Source organism: Sphingomonas sp. 2378 (genome assembly GCF_038084995.1).
Lineage (GTDB): Bacteria > Pseudomonadota > Alphaproteobacteria > Sphingomonadales > Sphingomonadaceae > Sphingomonas.
Map to the genome: position 1 here is coordinate 23,746 of NZ_JAXCMJ010000011.1, position 17,787 is coordinate 41,532.

At 66.4% G+C, this 17,787-nt stretch carries 13 protein-coding genes; 6 read left to right on the forward strand and 7 right to left on the reverse strand.

What is annotated here, in order from left to right; genetic code table 11:
• The first annotated feature begins 111 nt into the window (after positions 1-111).
• Complete coding sequence (locus tag SM191_RS07790; protein WP_341505685.1) at positions 112-3,138, forward strand: ligand-binding sensor domain-containing diguanylate cyclase; 3,027 nt, start codon at positions 112-114, stop codon at positions 3,136-3,138.
• Positions 3,139-3,181: 43 nt separating this feature from the next.
• The gene (locus tag SM191_RS07795; RefSeq protein ID WP_341505686.1) at positions 3,182-3,391 is read left to right on the forward strand and encodes a DUF5818 domain-containing protein; all 210 of its coding nucleotides are present in this window, start codon (positions 3,182-3,184) and stop codon (positions 3,389-3,391) included.
• 100 nt (positions 3,392-3,491) lie between these two features.
• Here the strand turns inward: SM191_RS07795 and SM191_RS07800 are convergent, their stop codons facing one another.
• Positions 3,492-4,427 carry a DUF808 domain-containing protein gene (locus tag SM191_RS07800; RefSeq protein WP_341505687.1) on the reverse strand — a complete coding sequence of 312 codons (936 nt, stop codon included), beginning with the start codon at positions 4,425-4,427 and terminating at the stop codon, positions 3,492-3,494.
• 79 nt (positions 4,428-4,506) lie between these two features.
• Positions 4,507-5,379 (reverse strand): LysR family transcriptional regulator, encoded by an 873-nt coding sequence (locus SM191_RS07805; RefSeq protein WP_341505688.1) that lies wholly within the window; start codon positions 5,377-5,379, stop codon positions 4,507-4,509.
• Positions 5,380-5,491: 112 nt separating this feature from the next.
• Between SM191_RS07805 and SM191_RS07810 the strand changes: the two genes are divergently transcribed.
• From SM191_RS07810 to SM191_RS07825, 4 genes are read left to right on the forward strand one after another with little or no spacing between them, the layout of a single operon-like run.
• The gene (locus SM191_RS07810) at positions 5,492-7,591 is read left to right on the forward strand and encodes a malate synthase G (RefSeq protein ID WP_445949830.1); all 2,100 of its coding nucleotides are present in this window, start codon (positions 5,492-5,494) and stop codon (positions 7,589-7,591) included.
• The gene (locus SM191_RS07815) at positions 7,592-8,161 is read left to right on the forward strand and encodes a gamma carbonic anhydrase family protein (protein ID WP_341505690.1); all 570 of its coding nucleotides are present in this window, start codon (positions 7,592-7,594) and stop codon (positions 8,159-8,161) included.
• 9 nt (positions 8,162-8,170) lie between these two features.
• Positions 8,171-8,881 (forward strand): response regulator, encoded by a 711-nt coding sequence (locus SM191_RS07820; protein WP_307000695.1) that lies wholly within the window; start codon positions 8,171-8,173, stop codon positions 8,879-8,881.
• On the forward strand, positions 8,878-10,209 hold the full coding sequence (locus SM191_RS07825; protein ID WP_341505691.1) for an ATP-binding protein: 1,332 nt from the start codon (positions 8,878-8,880) through the stop codon (positions 10,207-10,209). Before SM191_RS07820 ends, SM191_RS07825 begins: the two co-directional genes overlap by 4 nt.
• A 365-nt stretch (positions 10,210-10,574) precedes the next feature.
• Here SM191_RS07825 and SM191_RS07830 read toward each other — a convergent pair whose 3' ends face one another.
• From SM191_RS07830 to treY, 5 genes are all read right to left on the reverse strand, one after another.
• The gene (locus SM191_RS07830; RefSeq protein ID WP_341505692.1) at positions 10,575-13,703 is read right to left on the reverse strand and encodes a hybrid sensor histidine kinase/response regulator; all 3,129 of its coding nucleotides are present in this window, start codon (positions 13,701-13,703) and stop codon (positions 10,575-10,577) included.
• A gap of 74 nt (positions 13,704-13,777) precedes the next feature.
• Entirely contained in the window at positions 13,778-14,404 is a 627-nt protein-coding gene (locus tag SM191_RS07835) for a retropepsin-like aspartic protease family protein (RefSeq protein ID WP_341505693.1), read from the reverse strand.
• A gap of 91 nt (positions 14,405-14,495) precedes the next feature.
• Positions 14,496-14,684: a hypothetical protein gene (locus tag SM191_RS07840; RefSeq protein ID WP_267433316.1), complete on the reverse strand. Its 189-nt coding sequence runs from the start codon at positions 14,682-14,684 to the stop codon at positions 14,496-14,498.
• Positions 14,685-14,777: 93 nt separating this feature from the next.
• Positions 14,778-15,365, reverse strand: coding sequence for a DNA-3-methyladenine glycosylase (locus tag SM191_RS07845; protein WP_341505694.1), 588 nt, complete (start codon positions 15,363-15,365; stop codon positions 14,778-14,780).
• Between the two features lie 2 nt (positions 15,366-15,367).
• On the reverse strand, positions 15,368-17,761 hold the full coding sequence (gene treY, locus SM191_RS07850; RefSeq protein ID WP_341505695.1) for a malto-oligosyltrehalose synthase: 2,394 nt from the start codon (positions 17,759-17,761) through the stop codon (positions 15,368-15,370).
• Positions 17,762-17,787 lie beyond the last annotated feature (26 nt).

Sequence of the window (17,787 nt, forward strand, 5' to 3'; positions counted from 1 at the left end):
TAGGTCAAGACCCAGAACACGGCCCATAGGTTAAATTCATTGCGGACCGCCGCAACAGGGTTAACGTCCTTTCAACTTGTCATATGTCAAAAAAAGACCTGGACTAACCCCTTGAACCGCGTTCGATCTTTCGGTGCCGCCGCCCTGTTCCTCCTGGCCCTCCTGCCATCGGCGGGCGCGGCCGGTGTAAATGCGTGGGAGAAGTGGCAATGGGCCGCCTTCACGCGGCTGGGCGGCGATACCGGGCTTCCGCACATCACGGCGACCACCATCGCGCGCGCGCCGGACGGCACCATGTGGATCGGCACGCGTGGCGGGCTGGTCCGCTATGACGGCCAGCGGGTCCGCCGTTTCAAGCAGCGCCTGTCCGATTCCTATTCGCTACCGGACAATTATGTCCGCTCGCTACTCGCGCTTCCCGACGGCAGCATACTCGTCGGTACCAATGTCGGTGGTACGGCGCGTTACGACCCGCGAACCGGTCGGTTCATCCGTTTGAAGGCGATGCGGGGACGGATCGGTACCCGTATCTATGGCTTCACGCCCGACGGGCAGGGGGGTGCCTATCTGAGTTCGGACGGTGGCGTGCATCATTATGTACGCCGTGCCGACGCTATCGACCCTATGGCCGAACAGGCGATCCACGCGACGGACGGTCGCCCGCTGGGGTCCTTCTCCATCCTTCGCGATTCGGATGGGACCCTATGGGTCGGGTGCGAGGAGGGCTTGTGGGTCCGGCACCCCGGTACGGGTCGTTTCACGCTGGTCGAACTGGGCGGCGATCGCGGCAGCAGCGACGTCTGGTCGATCCTGCGTGACCGGGAGGGACGGCTGTGGATCGGGACAGGTGCGGACGGGCTTTATCTGTCGAACGGGCAGGAGCCGTTTCGTGCGCTGCCAGGGCTGGACGGCGCGTCGGCTCTGATCGGCCACCGGACCATTCGGGCGTTGATACAGGATGCGCGGGGGCGGATATGGGTGGGCACCGACGGGTTGGGGATCGTCCTCATCGACCCCTCGCGCGGCTTTGCGGCCTGGCCGATCCGTCATCTGGCGGCCAATCCGCTGTCGTTGGTGGGGGATACGGTTCGCTCGCTGGCGCAGGACGGAGCGGGCGGAATCTGGGCCGCGACCGAATTGGGGGCCGCGCGCACCTCGGGGCCGGGCGGCGGGGTTCTGCGCATCGGATCGGCGATGCCCGATCCGCGCATGTCGCTGTCGGACGACAATGTTCGCGGGATCATGGTCGATCGCCGAGACCGAATCTGGCTGGGGCTGAGCAAGGGCGCGGTCGACCGGCTCGATCGCACGGCGGGGCGGGTGCGCCGGGTCAATCTGGAGGGCCGCCACGCCGGTCAGGATATCAAGGCGCTGCTGGAATCGGATGACGGGACGATCCTGGTCGGCGCACGCGGCGTCGTGGCGATCGATCCCGAGGACCTGAGGCAACGCCCGGTCACGGTGTCGGGGTTGGGCGACCTGCCCGTGATCTCGCTGGCCGAGACGCCGGATGCCCTCTTGGTGGGCACCTATAAAGGCCTGTTCGTCCGCCGTCGTGCCGATGGCGCTGTTCGGCATTTCCAGCACGACATCGCCGACCCCCACAGCCTGCCGAACAACGAGGTGATCAACATCGTCGTCCAGCCGGATCGGACGGCACTGGTCGCGACGCCGGGCGGTATCGGTCGGCTCGACCTGCGGACCAGACGCTTCACCAATTTTGCCAGCCGGGCGGGGAACCCGACCAGCCTGCCGCAGGACTATGCGGGCTCGATCGTCCCGTCCGGTCGGGACATATGGGTCGGAACCTATGGCGGCGTGGGATATGGCCAGGCGGCACCCGGCGGCTGGCGGTTCCGGGCGATCGCCGAGGCACAGGGTCTTGCGGGGGACAATGTCGCCTCGCTCGTCATGGATCGCCGCCATCGCCTATGGGCTGCGAGCACCGGTGGGATATCGCTGATCGATCCGACCGGCCGCCGCGTCCGCGTGATGAGCCGTCGCGACGGCCTGACCATGAGTGCCTTCAACCAGCGGGCTGCTGCGCGAACGGCGGACGGATCGCTGCTGTTCGGATCGCCCGAGGGATTGCTGGTGCTCCAGCCCGACCTTTTGCTGGAGCAGAAGGCCCATGCCGATACCGCGCAACTGATCGTCGGCGGCGCCGAGGTGGACGGGCGTCCGCTGCCGGTCGATCCGGTTTCGTCGGATTTCGCCCTGCGTTTGAACGGGGACGAGCGGACGGTACGCATCGGCTTCGCGCTGACCGATTATGCCGCGCCGGAGGAAATCCGATACGGCTATCGCCTGTACGGGTTCGACCGGCAATGGATGGGCGTGCCCTCCGGCACCCCCGCCAGCGCGACCTACACCAATCTGCCTGCCGGCCGCTATGAACTGGAATTGCGGGCGTCGGTGCCGGGCCTGAACGCGCGGACCATGACCCGTCGCATCCGTGTGATCGTGGAGCCCGAATGGTACGAGGCCTGGCCGGCGCGGGCCGGGCTTGCCCTTCTGGTGATCCTGTCGCTGGGCGTGGTCATCTGGTTCGTGACCGCCGTGATCCGACGCCGGGCCCGCATGTTGGAGGCGATGGTCGAGGAGCGGACCGGCGCGCTGCGCGCCGCCAACGCGCAACTCGACCGGTTGGCGAGCACCGATCCGCTGACCGGGCTGGCCAACCGGCGAACCCTGATGACCGCGATCGACGCGGAGCGGGAGCGTGCGGTTCGCGAGGGCGGCGACTTCGCCTTCGCGCTGCTCGACCTCGACCATTTCAAGCGGATCAACGACCGATATGGGCATGGCGCGGGGGACGAGGTGCTGATCGAGATCGCCACCCGCCTGCGTCACGGCGTTCGGAGCGCGGACCGCATCGCGCGTTATGGCGGAGAGGAGATCGCGATCCTCTTTCCCGCCGCCTCGCTCGATGCCGCGTCGGCCATTGTCGAGCGGTTACGCAGGGACGTGGCGGAGCGGCCCATCATCGTCGACGACCGCGCGATCCCCGTCACCTTCAGCGCGGGCGTGGCGCAGTGGCGCAACGGCGAGGATGTCGAGACGATGATCCGCCGCGCCGACCATGCGCTCTACCGTGCCAAGGGCGAGGGTCGCGACCGGGTAGGGCGGGCGTCGTGATCGTGCGGGAACCGGGCGCGGGAGTCGGCGATTGCCGAGGGTGATGGATAACGACCTCTTCCCGTCAGAGCGAACCTTCACCGGTCGTCTGCTCCGCCGCCACGGCGCCTTCATCCTGCAATGCGACAGCGGCGGGGAGCTGGAATTGCGACTGCCGCGCGTGCCGGTCGATCATGTCGGTAAAACGGTTTGCGTCGTCGGACGGATGCTGGCTCCCGGCCTGATGGAGGCAGAGGGAGTGCGCGGTGCCTGACTGGACCGGGGGCCAATTCACATTCGCCTATGCCCTTCTTTTCCCTTCGCCCCTCATCGAGGGGAGGGGGAAGTAGGAATAACACGTACGTCGATCGGTTTTAGTGTGCGGCCTTGCGGGGGATCAGGTGGAGCACGCCCACGATCACCCCACCGACGATCAGGCCGATGATCGCCGAACCGATCGCGCCGACGACCCAGGCCACAGCCGATCCGGCGACGGGCACGGCCTCGCCGACATGGTGCGCCGTGTCGTGGATCAGGTGGGGAAGGGTGGTGAAGCCGAACTCCTCCATGCCGTGCACGATGATCCCGCCGCCGACCCAGACCATCGCGGCGGTACCGACGACCGCCAGCACGCGGAGCACCACCGGCATCGCCTTGACCAGTCCGCGACCGATCGTCTGCGCGGCGGGGCTCTGCCGCTGCGCGAGGTGAAGGCCGATATCGTCCATCTTCACGATGGCGGCGACCAGGCCATAGACGCCGACCGTGATCGCGATCCCGACCAGAGCCAGCGCGATCGCCTGCGTCCCGATCGACAGGTCGGGCAGTTCCGACAGGGCGATCGCCATGATCTCCGCCGACAGGATCAGGTCGGTGCGGATCGCACCCGAGACCTGGCGATCCTCCAGCGTCTTGGCGTCGACGGTGGCGGCCTCTTCGGCTTCGGCATGGCCGCCCATCAGGCTTTCGACGATCTTCTCGCTCGCCTCGAAGCACAGGAACGCGCCGCCCGCCATCAGGATCGGGGTGATCGCCCATGGCGCGAAGGCGCTGAGCAGCAAGGCGGCGGGCAGCAGGAACAGCAGCTTGTTGCGCAGCGACCCGAGCGCGATCTTGCCGATGATCGGCAATTCCCGCTGTGGCGCCAGACCGACGACATAGCGCGGCGTGACGGCGGTATCGTCGATGACGACGCCCGCCGCCTTGGCACCGGCGCGCGCGGAGGCCCCCGCGACATCGTCGAGCGATGCCGCCGCCAGCTTGGCGATCGCCGCCACGTCGTCCAGCAATGCGACCAGACCCCCTGCCATCGACCCATTACTCCCTATCGATCCTTTCGCCCTGCCTAGAGGCGGATGCGGGGCGATGCACGGGAAAATGACGCGGACGTCATGTCATCCACGCGGTGTCCCGCCAGCATTCGGTCAGGTGCGCAATCAATGCGGGCACGGCGGCGGGCGTGCCGACATTCGCATGGAGCGCCCATAGGGCCACCGACGCCGCGCCCTCGTGTCGGGGAAGGATTCGGACCAGCCGCCCATCGGCCAAGGCATCGGACACGTCCCACAAGGACCGCAGCGCGATCCCGGCCCCCGCCAGCGCCAGTTCGCGCACGACCTCGCTGGAGTTCGTCTCGATCCAGCTCTCCCCCGTCACGGTCACGCCCGCCAACCGCCAGGGGAGTTGCCCGGACGCGGCGAGCAGGCGATGCGCCGCCAGATCCTCGATGTTTTCCGGGGCTCCGGCGCGTTCCAGATAGGCCGGACTGGCGCACAGGATGCGGCGGTTGACGGTCAGCCGGTGCGCCGCGACCCCGCTGGGCGGTGTCGCCGTGATACGAAAGGCGATGTCGATCCGCCCACCGATCACGTCCACGAAATCATCGGTCAGGTCGATCCGCAACCGCACGGCGGGATGCCGTTCCAGGAACGCAGGTAGATAGGGGGCGATCCAGAGGCGACCGAAGGAGGTCGGCGCGGTGACATGAAGCGGCCCTGCCGGTTCGGATGCGGCCTGCGCCATGCGATCCTGCGCGGTGCGAAGCCCGGCGATCAGCGGCGCGACCTCGGCATGGAAGGCGGCCCCGCTTTGCGTCAGTGCCAGCCGGCGCGTCGTGCGGTGGAGCAGGCGGACTCCGAACCGGGCCTCCAGTCGTGCGATCCGCTTCGACACCATGGCGGGCGATAGCCGCCAGACCCGTGCCGCCGCCGCAAGGCTGCCCTCGCGCACCACATCCACGAACAGCGCGATGTCGGGGTCCATTCGTTCCTCCTGCGATCGACATCGCTTCGATTATGCCGACTACCGGGAGGAATGGCGATACCCTATCATGGCCCCATCGCAACGGAGTTGGGACATGGTTGAGGAAAGCAGCATGATCGATCGCCACGGCCTGTCCGTCGCTCCCGAGCTCGTCCGGTTCCTGGAGGAGCGCGCGCTTCCGGGGAGCGGCGTCGATCCGCAACGTTTCTGGGCCGGGCTTGCGGAAATCCTGAACCGTTTCACGCTGGAAAACGCCGCGCTCTTGCGTCGCCGGGACGCGTTGCAGGCGAAGATCGATGACTGGTACCGCCAAGGCGGCTCGGTCAATGGCGCAGAACAGCGGCGCTTCCTGAGCGAGATCGGCTATCTCGTGCCCGAACCCGAACGCTTCTTGATCTCGCCGGAAGGCGTCGAGGAAGAGGTCGCCAGTTTGGCGGGGCCGCAACTCGTCGTGCCGATGTTGAACGCCCGTTTCCTGCTCAATGCGGCCAATGCGCGTTGGGGCAGCCTTTACGATGCCCTTTATGGCACGGACGCCCTGGCACCGCCCTCGGATAAGGCGGGCTATGACCCGGAACGCGGCGCGGACGTCATCGGCTGGGCACGCGCCTTTCTGGACGAGGCGCTTCCGATCGAGGGCGGATGGGACGGCGTGACCGACCTGGAGACGGCGACCGTCCGGCTTCGTGATCCCACCCAATATCGTGGTCGCAGCGAGAAGGGTTGGCTGTTCCGCCATCATGGTCTGCATATCGAGATCATCGTCGATCCGTCGCACCCCATCGGTCGCACCGACCCGGCGGGCATCGCCGATATCGTGCTGGAGTCCGCACTGACCACCATTTGCGATCTGGAAGATTCGGTCGCGGCGGTCGATGCGGCGGACAAGGTCGCTGGCTATGCCAATTGGCTCGGGCTGATCGACGGCAGCCTGACCGCGCAAGTCGACAAGGGTGGCCGAATGCTGACCCGGACGCTGAACGCCGATCGGTCCTATCGGGCACCCGACGGATCGTCCTTCACACTGCCGGGGCGCAGCCTGTTGTTCGTCCGCAATGTCGGTCACCTGATGACGACCCCCGCGGTCTACCTGCCGGACGGCAGCGAGGCGCCGGAGGGGATCATCGACGCCGTCGTCACCAGCCTGATCGCGATGCGCGACGGCTTGAACGGAGAGCCTCGGCGCAACGGTCGCTTCGGTTCGATCTATATCGTCAAGCCCAAGATGCACGGACCGGACGAGGCCGCCTTCGCCGACCGCTTGTTCGACGCGGTCGAGGACATGCTGGGCCTGGCGCGGCACCGGATCAAGATCGGCGTGATGGACGAGGAGCGCCGGACTTCGGCCAATCTCGCCGCCTGTATCCATGCCGTGCGGCACCGGATCGTCTTCATCAACACGGGCTTTCTCGACCGGACCGGGGATGAGATCCACAGTGCGATGCACGCCGGGCCGATGCTCCGCAAGGGCGCGATGAAGGAGACGCGGTGGATCGCGGCCTATGAGGATCGCAATGTCCAGATCGGCCTGGCCTGCGGCTTTGCGGGGCGGGCGCAGATCGGCAAGGGCATGTGGGCCGCGCCCGACCGGATGGCGGACATGCTGGCGCAGAAGATCGCACATCCACGCTCGGGCGCGACGACCGCATGGGTTCCGTCGCCCACCGCCGCGACGTTGCACGCGACCCATTATCACCGTGTCGACCTCGCCGCTCGCCAGGCGGAACGGGCAAACGAGCCGGTGGCGGCGCTCGAACGCCTGCTGACCCCGCCGGTCGCGGTCCAGCCGGACTGGACGGCGGAAGAGATCGCCGACGAACTGGACAATAACGCCCAAGGGCTGCTCGGCTATGTCGTCCGCTGGATCGATCAGGGGGTGGGCTGTTCCAAGGTGCCCGACCTGCACGATATCGGCCTGATGGAAGACCGCGCGACATTGCGCATTTCGTCACAGCATATCGCCAACTGGCTGCATCACGGTATCGTCACCGATGACCAGGTGGAGGCGGCGCTGGCGCGCATGGCGGCTAAGGTCGATGCACAGAATCGGGGCGACCCGGCCTATCGCCCGATGACCGGGTCGGGCGGCGACGGGCTGGCCCTGCCGGCGGCTCGCGCGCTGATCTTCGAGGGGATCTCGCAACCCAATGGCTATACCGAGCCGCTGCTCCACCTCTATCGTCGGCGGGCCAAACAGCAGGAGAATGGCTGAATGCCGCTTTATGCCATGGGCGAGCATCGCCCGGTCGTCCATCCCTCCGCCTGGATCGCCCCGTCCGCCGATGTGGTGGGCCAGGCGATCCTGGAGGAACAGGTCAGCCTCTGGTTCGGCGCGGTGTTGCGTGCCGATAACGGCCCGATCCGTGTCGGGGCGCGCAGCAATGTGCAGGATGGGGCGGTACTTCACTCCGATCCCGGCAGCCCGCTGACCATCGGGGCGGACTGCACCATTGGGCACAAGGCGATCCTGCATGGCTGCACCGTCGAGGATGGATGCCTGATCGGCATGGGCGCGACGGTTCTGAACGATGCGGTGATCGGCGCCGGATCGCTGGTCGGGGCGGGGGCGCTGGTGACCGAGGGGAAGGTGTTTCCGCCCGGCAGCCTGATCGTCGGCGTGCCCGCCCGCGCCGTCCGCGCGCTGGAGCCGGAGCAGATCGCCGGGCTGCGGCTGTCCGCCAATGGATATGCCGCGCGCGCGGCACGATATGCCACGCATTTGCAGCGTCTTGACGGGAATCAGGCCGATGCGGTCGTTGACGTGGGCGGCGCACCTGCCTAGCCAAGCGGGGTGACCCCGCCCACCATCCTGATCGTCGAGGACGATCCCGCCCTCCGCACCCTGACCGCCCGCGCGCTTCAGGAGAATGGTTTCGCCGTCAAGCTGGCCAATGCCGCGCCCGAGATGTGGCAGGCGCTGGAGGTCGGGCAGATCGACCTGATCCTGCTCGACATCATGCTGCCCGGCACCAGCGGCATCGATCTGTGCCGCCAGATTCGTCAGAAGAAGGCGGTCCCGATCATCTTCATCAGCGCCAAGGGCAGCGAGGTCGACCGGGTCGTCGGTCTGGAACTGGGTGCGGACGATTACCTGGCCAAGCCGTTCGGCACGCGCGAACTGGTGGCGCGGATCCGTGCCGTGCTGCGTCGCGGCGGGCTGGAGAACGCGCCGGGCGAACGGGAAGCGGGCATATTGGGTTTCGACGGCTGGACCGCCAATCTGCCGCGTCGCGAGCTGATGTCGCCATCGGGCGCGCAGGTGGAGTTGACCGGCGCGGAGTTCGATCTGCTGGTCGCCTTTCTCGACAATGCGCAGCGGGTCGTCGCACGTGAGCGCCTGATCGAGCTGTCGCGGGCGCGGATCGGTGATAGTTCGGACCGCAGCATCGACGTGCTGGTCAGCCGCCTGCGCCGCAAATTGTCGGGGGCCGGGGGCGCCGCGCCGATCGTCACCGTACGCGGCGTCGGCTATATGCTCAACGTGCCGGTGGAACGACGGTGATCCGTCCCTCGGTCGGCCTGCTCGGCCGGATCGTCGCGATCCTGCTGCTGGCGGTGACGATCGAGTTCGCGGTCTCCACCTATCTCTACGAGCGGGCCAGCCATGTCTCGGTCCGCGATGACGAGGCGCGGCGACTGGCCGAGCATCTGATCGTCGCGCGCCGCGTCCTGAACGAGCGGCCCGCCATCGAGCGGCCCGAAGTGGCGGAGGAACTGACCACCGACCGCTATATCGTCAGTTGGTCGTCGGTGGCACCGCCCCGACCCACCATCGCGCCCGCGATGGACAGCATGCGTCGCCAGATCGTCGATTGGGAGCCTTCGCTGGCGGCGACGGACATTCATCTTCGGCTGACCTCGCCGGGGCGGACTTCGGTGGTGTCGGGGGATTTGCGGCTGGACGACGGGTCTCTGTTGAGCTTCCGGATGCGCGAGGGGGTCCGCACGCTCGACCTGGCGCTCGGGCGCGTGCTGCTCGCGTTGATCCCGGCGATCGCGCTGATGCTGCTGAGCGGGGCGCTGATCGGACGCATCCTGCATCCGCTGAGGACACTCGCCCGCGCCGCCGATACGTTGGGGCGCGGGCAGGGCGGCGGAAAGGGGGCCGCGTTGCTCGTCCCCGAACGCGGGCCGGGCGAGGTGCGTCATGTGACTCGCGCCTTCAACCGGATGCAGGCGCGCATCGGCCGGTTGATCGAAGAGCGGACAAGGGCGCTGGCGGCGGTCGGCCACGACCTGCGCACCCCGCTCGCCCGGCTCAGGCTGCGCGCCGATGCCATTCGCGACGATGACGTGCGCGAGGCGATCGGCAGGGATATCGAGGAGATGGAGGCGATGGTTTCCTCCCTCATGGCGTTTCTGGGCGGCGAGGGCGATGCCGAGCAACCCGAACTGACCGACCTGGCGATCCTCTGCGCCAATCTGGCCGACGATGCCGCCGATCACGGTCGGGACGTCCGCTATGTCGGGCCCGACCATTTCGATTGCCGCCTGCGCCGCTTCGGCATGAAGCGCGCGCTCACCAATCTGGTCGAAAATGCGCTGCATTACGGCGAACATGCGATCATCACGCTGCGGACCGATCCGGGCGACGATGTCCGTATCCGGGTCGAAGATGACGGGCCGGGTATCCCGGAGGAATCGCTGGAGCTGGTGCTGGAGCCGTTCGTCCGGCTGGATACCGCGCGGCGGCGCGATACGGTGGGTTTCGGCCTAGGCCTGTCGATCGTCGCGCGGGTGGTCGCGGCGGAAGGCGGTGTGCTGACCCTCGCCAACCGTGCGGAAGGCGGGCTTTGCGCTGAAATTCGCCTTCCGCATTGCCGGACATGATTTGTCACGTTTTCGCTGCACGACAGCAAAACTCAAAGCGTATTTACTGATCGCAGAGGCAGGATGCCGCCGCGACCGAGCGTCGGATCATCCTCCTCGCCGAATTGGTGTGCGTTCGTGCTCTCCCCAGGGGGAGAGCCATCCGGACACTGGGGTTTGGACATCACTCGGGAGATAGCCGATGACGATGGAGTTCGATTTGACCGCACTGGAATTGCAGGGTGCTCTGCTGGTGCTGGCGGTGATCATCACCTTCGCCGCTATCGAGGGCTGGAAGGCCCGTTAACCGACACACGGTTTCGCAAGGGTTCCTCTGCCGCCCCCCTCCGGCATGAGCCCGACCGAAAAGGGGTAGGCGGCCCGGATCAAGCCCGGGTCGCCTGCTCCATAATTTCAAGCTGACCACGGATCGCGGCGATCAGCCGATCCGCCGTATAGGGCTTGGTCAGCAGCGCGGCGTTCATGTCCGCCGCCTCCGCCGCCATACCGCCATCCCCCGTCGCGAAGACGACCGACAGGCTCGGGCGAAGCTGCCGCGAACGCTTGGCGAGTTCGATGCCCGATTCGCCCGGCAGGTTCAGGTCGGTCACCAGCACGTCGATCTGCGCGGTTTGCAGCGCCGTCATCGCCTCTTCCGCCGTCACCGCGTGGACGACGACGAAGCCTGCTTCCTGCAATGTTTCCGCCGTGTTGGCGCGGATCAGATCGTCATCCTCCACCAAAAGGATCGTTCGCCCGTCATGCAGCGGTCGCGGCGTCGGTTCGTCCGTCGCCTTGGCATCCCGCCCGGGCAAGTCCCGCGGCGCGCCGGATACCGCCATGCGCCGCTGCCGCTGATTGGCGAGCACATGGCGGAATTTCCGCGCCAGCGCCTCACGGGTATAGGGCTTGGACAAAAGCTCGACGCCCTTGTCCAGCCGCCCGCCATGGACGATCGAATTCTCGGTGTAACCCGAGGTGAAGAGGACCGCGATATCGGGCAGCCGCTCGCGCGCCTTGCGGGCGAGTTCGGGGCTTTTCAGCGTGCCGGGCATGACGACATCGGTGAAGAGGATGTCGATCGGAATGCCGCTTTCGATGACGTTGAGCGCGCTTTGCGCATCCACCGCCTTCAGCACGCGGTAGCCCAGGTCCGACAGCAACTCGACCACGGTCCCGCGCACCTCGGCATCGTCCTCGACGACCAGAACCGTTTCGGAGCCGCCGGTGATCGGGCCGGTATCGACCGCGACCTCGACATCCTCGGCCTCCATCGCACGGGGCAGATAGAGCTTGATCGTCGTGCCATGGCCGATCTCGGAATAGATCTTCACATGGCCGCCCGACTGTTTGACGAAGCCATAGACCATCGACAGCCCGAGGCCCGATCCCTTGCCTTCGCTCTTGGTCGAGAAAAAGGGCTCGAAGACCTTCTGGATGATCTCTTCCGACATACCGCTGCCGGTGTCGGACACGGCGAGCATCACATATTGGCCCGGCGTCACCTCGTCATGGGTGCGCGCATAATCGTCGTCGAGATGGGCGTTGCTCAACTCGATGGTCAGCTTGCCCTGGCCATTCATCGCGTCGCGCGCGTTGATTGCCAGGTTCAGCAGCGCATTCTCGATCTGGTTGGGATCGATGAAGGTGTTCCACAGACCGCCACCGACGATCGTCTCGATTTCGACACCCTCGCCGATCGCACGGCGGAGCATGTCGTCCATCCCTTGAACGAAGCGGGTGACGTTGACGACCTTGGGCTCCAGCGCCTGGCGACGGCCGAAGGCGAGCAACTGCGCCGCGAGCTTCGACCCGCGAGAGACGCCCGCCATGGCATTGGCGACGCGCTGTTCGGCGCGGTCGTTGCCCGCCACGTCCTTGCCGAGCAACTGGAGATTGCCCGACACGACCTGAAGCAGGTTGTTGAAGTCGTGGGCGACACCGCCGGTCAGCTTGCCGATCGTCTCCATCTTCTGCGCCTGGGCGAGCTTCATCTCGGCCTGGCGTCGCTCGGCGATCTCCTCGATGACGCGGCTCTCCAGCGTCTCGTTGAGCTGGCGGAGTTGCGCCTCGGCGCGTTCGCGGTGATGGACCTGGCGCGCGAGCACATTCGCCTGATCGCGCAGGGCCTGTTCGGCGGCGCGCTGTTCGGTGATGTCGGTATGGACCCCGACCCACTCGATCAGTTCGCCGTCCGCGCCGATGATCGGCAGAGCGCGGATGGCATAGGTGCGCCAGACGCCGTCGTGACGGCGGACACGATGTTCATGGATGAACTGGCCCTTGGCGGCGACCGCCTCGTTCCAGGCGGCGACGGTGGCGGCGGCGTCATCGGGATGCACCGCGTTCGCCCAGCCGAAACCCTGATATTCCTCAAGTGTCTGGCCCGTGATCGCCGCCCAGCCGGGCTGCTCGCCGACCATCCGGCCATCCGCGGTGTTGGTCCACAGCACGCCGTGCACCGCGTCCATCGCGGCGCGGAAGCGGCGATTGCTCCGCTCTATCGCGTCGGCATGGCGCATCCGCTCATCGACGTCGAACACCAGGATATGGAAGCCGACCACGCTGCCATCCGCGTCGCGGCGGGGGAGATAGCGGGTCTCGGCCCGGCGACGGCTGCCGTCCCGGTGGTGGATATGGACGTCGGCCACCACCTCTTCGCCCGCCAGCGCGCGCTCGATCAGGGGCAGGCGCTCGGCATAATCCTCTTCGGTCAGGACATCGGCGATCCGGGTCCCGATCATCGCATCGGGATCGACGCCGAGGAAATCGCGGTAATAGTCGTTGGCGAAACGGTAGCACTGATCCCGGTCGACAAAGGCGACCAGCATCGGAAGCGAATCGGTGATGACCCGCAACTCCGCCTCGCTCTCGGCCAGGCGGCGCTCCGCCGCGACCCGCCCGGTATTCTCGACGACGGTGCACATCACGCCGCCGACCGAATTCCGCTCGACATAGACCGGGGTGTAATAGAGGTCGAACACCACCTCTTCCTGGACGCCCGCGCGCGTGACGATCAGGGTCTGGTCGCGATAGGCGACGTCCTCACCCTGAAAGCCGCGGTCCAGAATGGACTGGTTCCAGTCCCAGATTTCGGGCCAGACATCCGGCACCAGTCCGCCAAAGGCGGCAGGATGGCGCGGGCCCACGATCGCACGATAGGCGTCGTTGTAGATCATGACATGGGCATCGCCCCACATCAGAACCTTGGCGATCGGCGAATGGACGATATTGGCGACCGTGGTGCGCAACTCGCCCGGCCATCCGCAGATCGGGCCGAGCGGCGTCGCCGACCAGTCATGGTCGCGCACGCGCTGCCCACATTCGCCGCCCCCGATCAGCCAGCTCTTAGGATCGACGGGGCCGCTTTCCATACGCAGCCGCTCGATCGCGGCGCGCAGCAGGGCCTGCTCATCGGGAAAGTCGCCCGCGTCCAGGGCCTGGGCAACATATCGGTCGAGCTGCGGCGGGAGCGACAGCATGCGCGACAGGGGAGTGGTCATGGGTTCGGGCATGAAAAAGCTACATCATCAAGTCAATCGGCAAGAGCGTCAAATACGTTGATCTCTATCAGCTTTCCGCCGACGCGTCATGAGGGCTCCGCCGGCGGCTGGGGATGATGGGGCTCCAGGATCAGGGTCGAGCCCTCGACACGCCAACTCTTCAGCCGGGACAGGAAATTCATGCCCAGCACGTCGGTCTCGCCGAATGCCGCCGACACGACGACGGGGACATTGTCGGCGCGGATCGTGCCGATGCGCAGCGACTGGACGCGTGCGGTTTGTGCGCGGATCATCCCATTCGCGGTGTTGAGCACCACCGGAAAGACCGGCGCGGCGGGACGGAGCCCCGCCGCACGCGCGGTGTCGGTCGACAAGGCGGTCAGGGTCGCGCCGCTATCGACCAGCATCCGGCGGGTGACGCCGTCGATCGTCACCCGTGCCCAGAAATGCCCGTCAGGCGCCATGCGGATGCGCACCGTGTCGCCGACGACGCTTTGATCCTGCAAGTTCAGGATCTGCATCGCACGCTGGATATAGGGATCGAACTGCTCCCGCTGTTGCAGCACGACGAACAACAGGCCCGCCAGCAGGACCCAACTGACCAGACTGATCGCCACCCGCAAAATCGGCACCCGCCGCGCCAGGATACCGGCGGCGACGACCGCAATGACGATGATGACCAGGGGCAGGGGAACGCCCGGATTGGCAAACATGAAGGCCCAAGTCCTCGATCGACCCGAAGATCGGGCCGCAAAGACCATCCCCTAACCCGGCGGATGTGTACGGTAGCTGACCGGCGGACAATCAGCCCTGATCGGGCATTCCCACTTCCGAAGCGGTAAAGCGCCGACCGCCATACCACCGGCGGAAACTACCGTCCGGCTGGCGGAAATAACGGGCGCCGTCATGACGAACAGGAGCGCCCAGCGAACGATAGGCCGCCCAAATTCCATAGACCATGGCGACAACCGCCAGGACCTTGATCCACTCCATCGACTCGCCCTTTTCTTGTTATGACAGGAGGCTGTGTCGAAATACGGCCAAGAGCAAGGAAATTAGTTTGTGCGCTGCGGTCGAAAGTTGCGTTTATCTATGTTGCGATGCGGCGCTTTCGTTCGGAAAGGGACGGCTGAGCCAGGGCGAATGCCTCGCGCCATAGCGTCGTTGCCGGTCCACGGCCTGCGAAATGCCGATGCGGGGACCGCTGACGATATCGGGCTGCCCGGACGCTTGGGTCAGAAGGAAAGGCGGCGACGTCAGCGAGACGCCGTCGAGATCGCGGCCGATCGCCAGGGCGGCGCATAGCCGCCCCGGACCCGCGCAAAGCAGCCGGGGCGCAATCCGCGCACCGCGCCGGGTCTGCATCACGTCCAGGCCCTGACGCGGTTCGATGGCGCGGATCAGCACGGCGCTGCCCGGTGTGCCACAGACGATGTTCAGGCAGTGGTGAAGGCCATAGATGCGATAGACATAGGCATGACCCGGCGGCCCGAACATCGCCGCGTTGCGTGCGGTCCGACCGATGAAGCTGTGGGAGGCGGGGTCGGCCATGTCATAGGCCTCGGTTTCCACGATCGGGCCGCCGACGCCCCCGACCGTCAGTGTAACCCCGATCAGCGCGCGCGCGACCTCGTCGACGTCGCGCGCATAGAAGTCCGGGGGCAGTTCGTCCATCGTCAGGCCGGACGCAATTGATACCAGACCGGCCCGTCGTTCAGCAGCTCCGCCAGACGCTTGGGCCCCTCGGGCAGCGCGACCTCCGTATCGCGCCAGTCGATCCGGCCCTCCGCATCCATCAAGGCCGCCAGCCTCAGGCCGAAGACGCAGAGCAGGCTGGTAGCGCCCTGTCGCCGCTCGAAGGCGATCGCCCGGTCGCGTCCATGTCCGGTGATCGGCAGGGGATGGTAGGAGCCGGTCGTGAACAGGTCGGGATCGGCCCGGCGAAGGCGAAGCAGGTCGGCGATCAGCGCCTGCTTTGCAACGCGCCCGCTTTCCAGCGCCAATTCGCGCGCGGCATAGTCGACGGGACGACGATTGTCGGGATCGACCAGGCTCAGATCGGCGAACTCGGTGCCCTGATAGCAATCGGGAATGCCGGGCATCGTGTAGCGCAAGGCGACCTGCACCAGGCTATTGGCCTGCGCCGCCGGTGCGATATCGGCCAGCAATCGCATCATCCCGTCGCGGAATTCCACCCCGGCATCCTCTTCGATCAGCGCCTTGGCCAGTGCGTTGCACCGGGCTTCATAGTCGCTGTCCGGGGCTTCCCAGGAAGAACGGAGCTTCGCCTCGCGCAGCGACTTTTCCTGCCAGGCGGCGATGCGCTCGGCGAAGTCGGCCAGGTCGTCGGGCTCGGGCCATGCGCCGACCAGCGTCTGGATCAGCATATACCAGTCCGCGGGGTCGACGCCCTCCGATAGAGCCATCGTCTGTCGTTCCCAGTGCTTGACCTGCTCGCGCCATCGATCCGGTATCGCGCTGAGCACCGCGAGCCGTGCGCGGACATCCTCGCCACGCTTGTGGTCGTGCGTCGCCGTGGTCAGCATGGCATGGGGAAAGCGCTCCGCCCGACCCGCCATGCGTTCATGGAATGCGGCGACGGACAGGCTCAACCGGCCCGCATCGAACCCGACATCGTTGCGCGAGAGGAGGATGGCATGGCGATAAAAGGCCGTGTCCTCGACCGCCTTCGCCGCGATGGGGGCGGACAGCTGCTGAAAGCGCCGTACCGCTTCACCCAAAAGGACTTCGTCGCCCGGTCCTTCGCCGGAAAGCCAATCCAGTATCCGGTCCACCACGAAAGCTTCCCCCGGCGGCACGAAGCGGGCGACCCGTTGGCGCACTTCGGCCCGGATCGGTTCATCGGTTTCGGGCGCGTCGGGGCCATAGGTGCGATAGACGGGAAAGACCCAAAGCAAGCGCTCGATCGCGCGCCGCAGCATCGCGGGGGTGATCGCACCCTCAAGCTCGGGCACCGAGGCGAGGAGCTTTGCAAAGGCGGCGACACATTGGTCCAACTGCCCCGCGAACTGCCAGGACAACAGGTCCTGGCGCGCCTGCAATTCCTCCGGCGCGAATTCGACCGAACGACCGCTCAGCTGGGCCCATAGCTCCCCCAGCGGACGGGTCCCCTCAGGCGCATGGAGCAGCGCGGCGACCTCTTCCATGAAGTCATAGCCACTGGTGCCGTCGACGCCCCAGTCGCTGCCCATCGCTTCATCGGCGGCGAGGATCTTCTCCACCACGATATAGGCGCGGTTGCCGTCATCGCGGGCGATGGTATCGAAACGCGCACGGAGTTTCCGACAATAGCCGATGGGATCGGTCAGTCCATCGACATGGTCGATCCGAACGCCGTCGATCAGCCCCTCTTCATACAGGCGGAAATACAGCGCGTGGGTTTCCTCGAAAACCGCATCGTCCTCGACGCGCAGCCCGGCCAGATCGTTGATAGTGAAAAAGCGCCGCCAATTCAGTTCGTCATTGGATACGCGCCATGACGCCAGTCGGTAATGCTGCCGGTCGAGCAATTCCTGCAGGGCGATGGTCTCCGCCGCGTCCTGATCCTCGTCGCGGAGGGGCAGGCGGTGTTCGCCATACGCCACGATCTCCGCACGTCCCTCACGACGCTCGACGGCGATCTGACCGTCCGCGATCACCTTGGTCAGCGGCTCGCCCAGGATCGGCAGGACCAGCTTGCGCGACCAGTCGATGTCGAAGAAGCGCGCATAGCGGCTGGCCTGTCCATGGGCCAGCACATCGTTCCACCAGCGATTTCCGCCGCCTGCCACGCCCATATGGTTGGGGACAATATCGATGATGACGCCCATCCCGTGCCGACGCGCCGCTTCGGACAGGCTGCGGAATGCCGCTTCGCCGCCCAGTTCGGGGTTGATCCGGGTCGGGTCGATCACGTCGTAACCATGCATAGATCCCGCCGCCGCGGTGGTGATCGGCGAGGCATAGACATGGCTGATCCCCAGCCGGTCGAGATAGGGAATCAGCGCCTCCGCCTCGGCAAAGGGGAAGCCCTTGTGAAACTGAAAGCGGTATGTCGCGCGCGGGGTCATGGGCGCAGTCCTTTTGAGCGAGAGGC

Excerpts from the sequence above, each read along its gene's own strand:
- SM191_RS07810 (WP_445949830.1), top strand. The coding sequence starts at position 5,492 with ATGATCGATCGCCACGGCCTGTCCGTCGCTCCCGAGCTCGTCCGGTTC.
- SM191_RS07805 (WP_341505688.1), bottom strand. The coding sequence starts at position 5,379 with ATGGACCCCGACATCGCGCTGTTCGTGGATGTGGTGCGCGAGGGCAGC.
- SM191_RS07840 (WP_267433316.1), bottom strand. The coding sequence starts at position 14,684 with ATGGAGTGGATCAAGGTCCTGGCGGTTGTCGCCATGGTCTATGGAATT.
- SM191_RS07845 (WP_341505694.1), bottom strand. The coding sequence starts at position 15,365 with ATGGACGAACTGCCCCCGGACTTCTATGCGCGCGACGTCGACGAGGTC.
- SM191_RS07815 (WP_341505690.1), top strand. The coding sequence starts at position 7,592 with ATGCCGCTTTATGCCATGGGCGAGCATCGCCCGGTCGTCCATCCCTCC.
- SM191_RS07795 (WP_341505686.1), top strand. The coding sequence starts at position 3,182 with ATGGATAACGACCTCTTCCCGTCAGAGCGAACCTTCACCGGTCGTCTG.
- SM191_RS07835 (WP_341505693.1), bottom strand. The coding sequence starts at position 14,404 with ATGTTTGCCAATCCGGGCGTTCCCCTGCCCCTGGTCATCATCGTCATT.
- SM191_RS07830 (WP_341505692.1), bottom strand. The coding sequence starts at position 13,703 with ATGCCCGAACCCATGACCACTCCCCTGTCGCGCATGCTGTCGCTCCCG.
- treY (WP_341505695.1), bottom strand. The coding sequence starts at position 17,761 with ATGACCCCGCGCGCGACATACCGCTTTCAGTTTCACAAGGGCTTCCCC.
- SM191_RS07800 (WP_341505687.1), bottom strand. The coding sequence starts at position 4,427 with ATGGCAGGGGGTCTGGTCGCATTGCTGGACGACGTGGCGGCGATCGCC.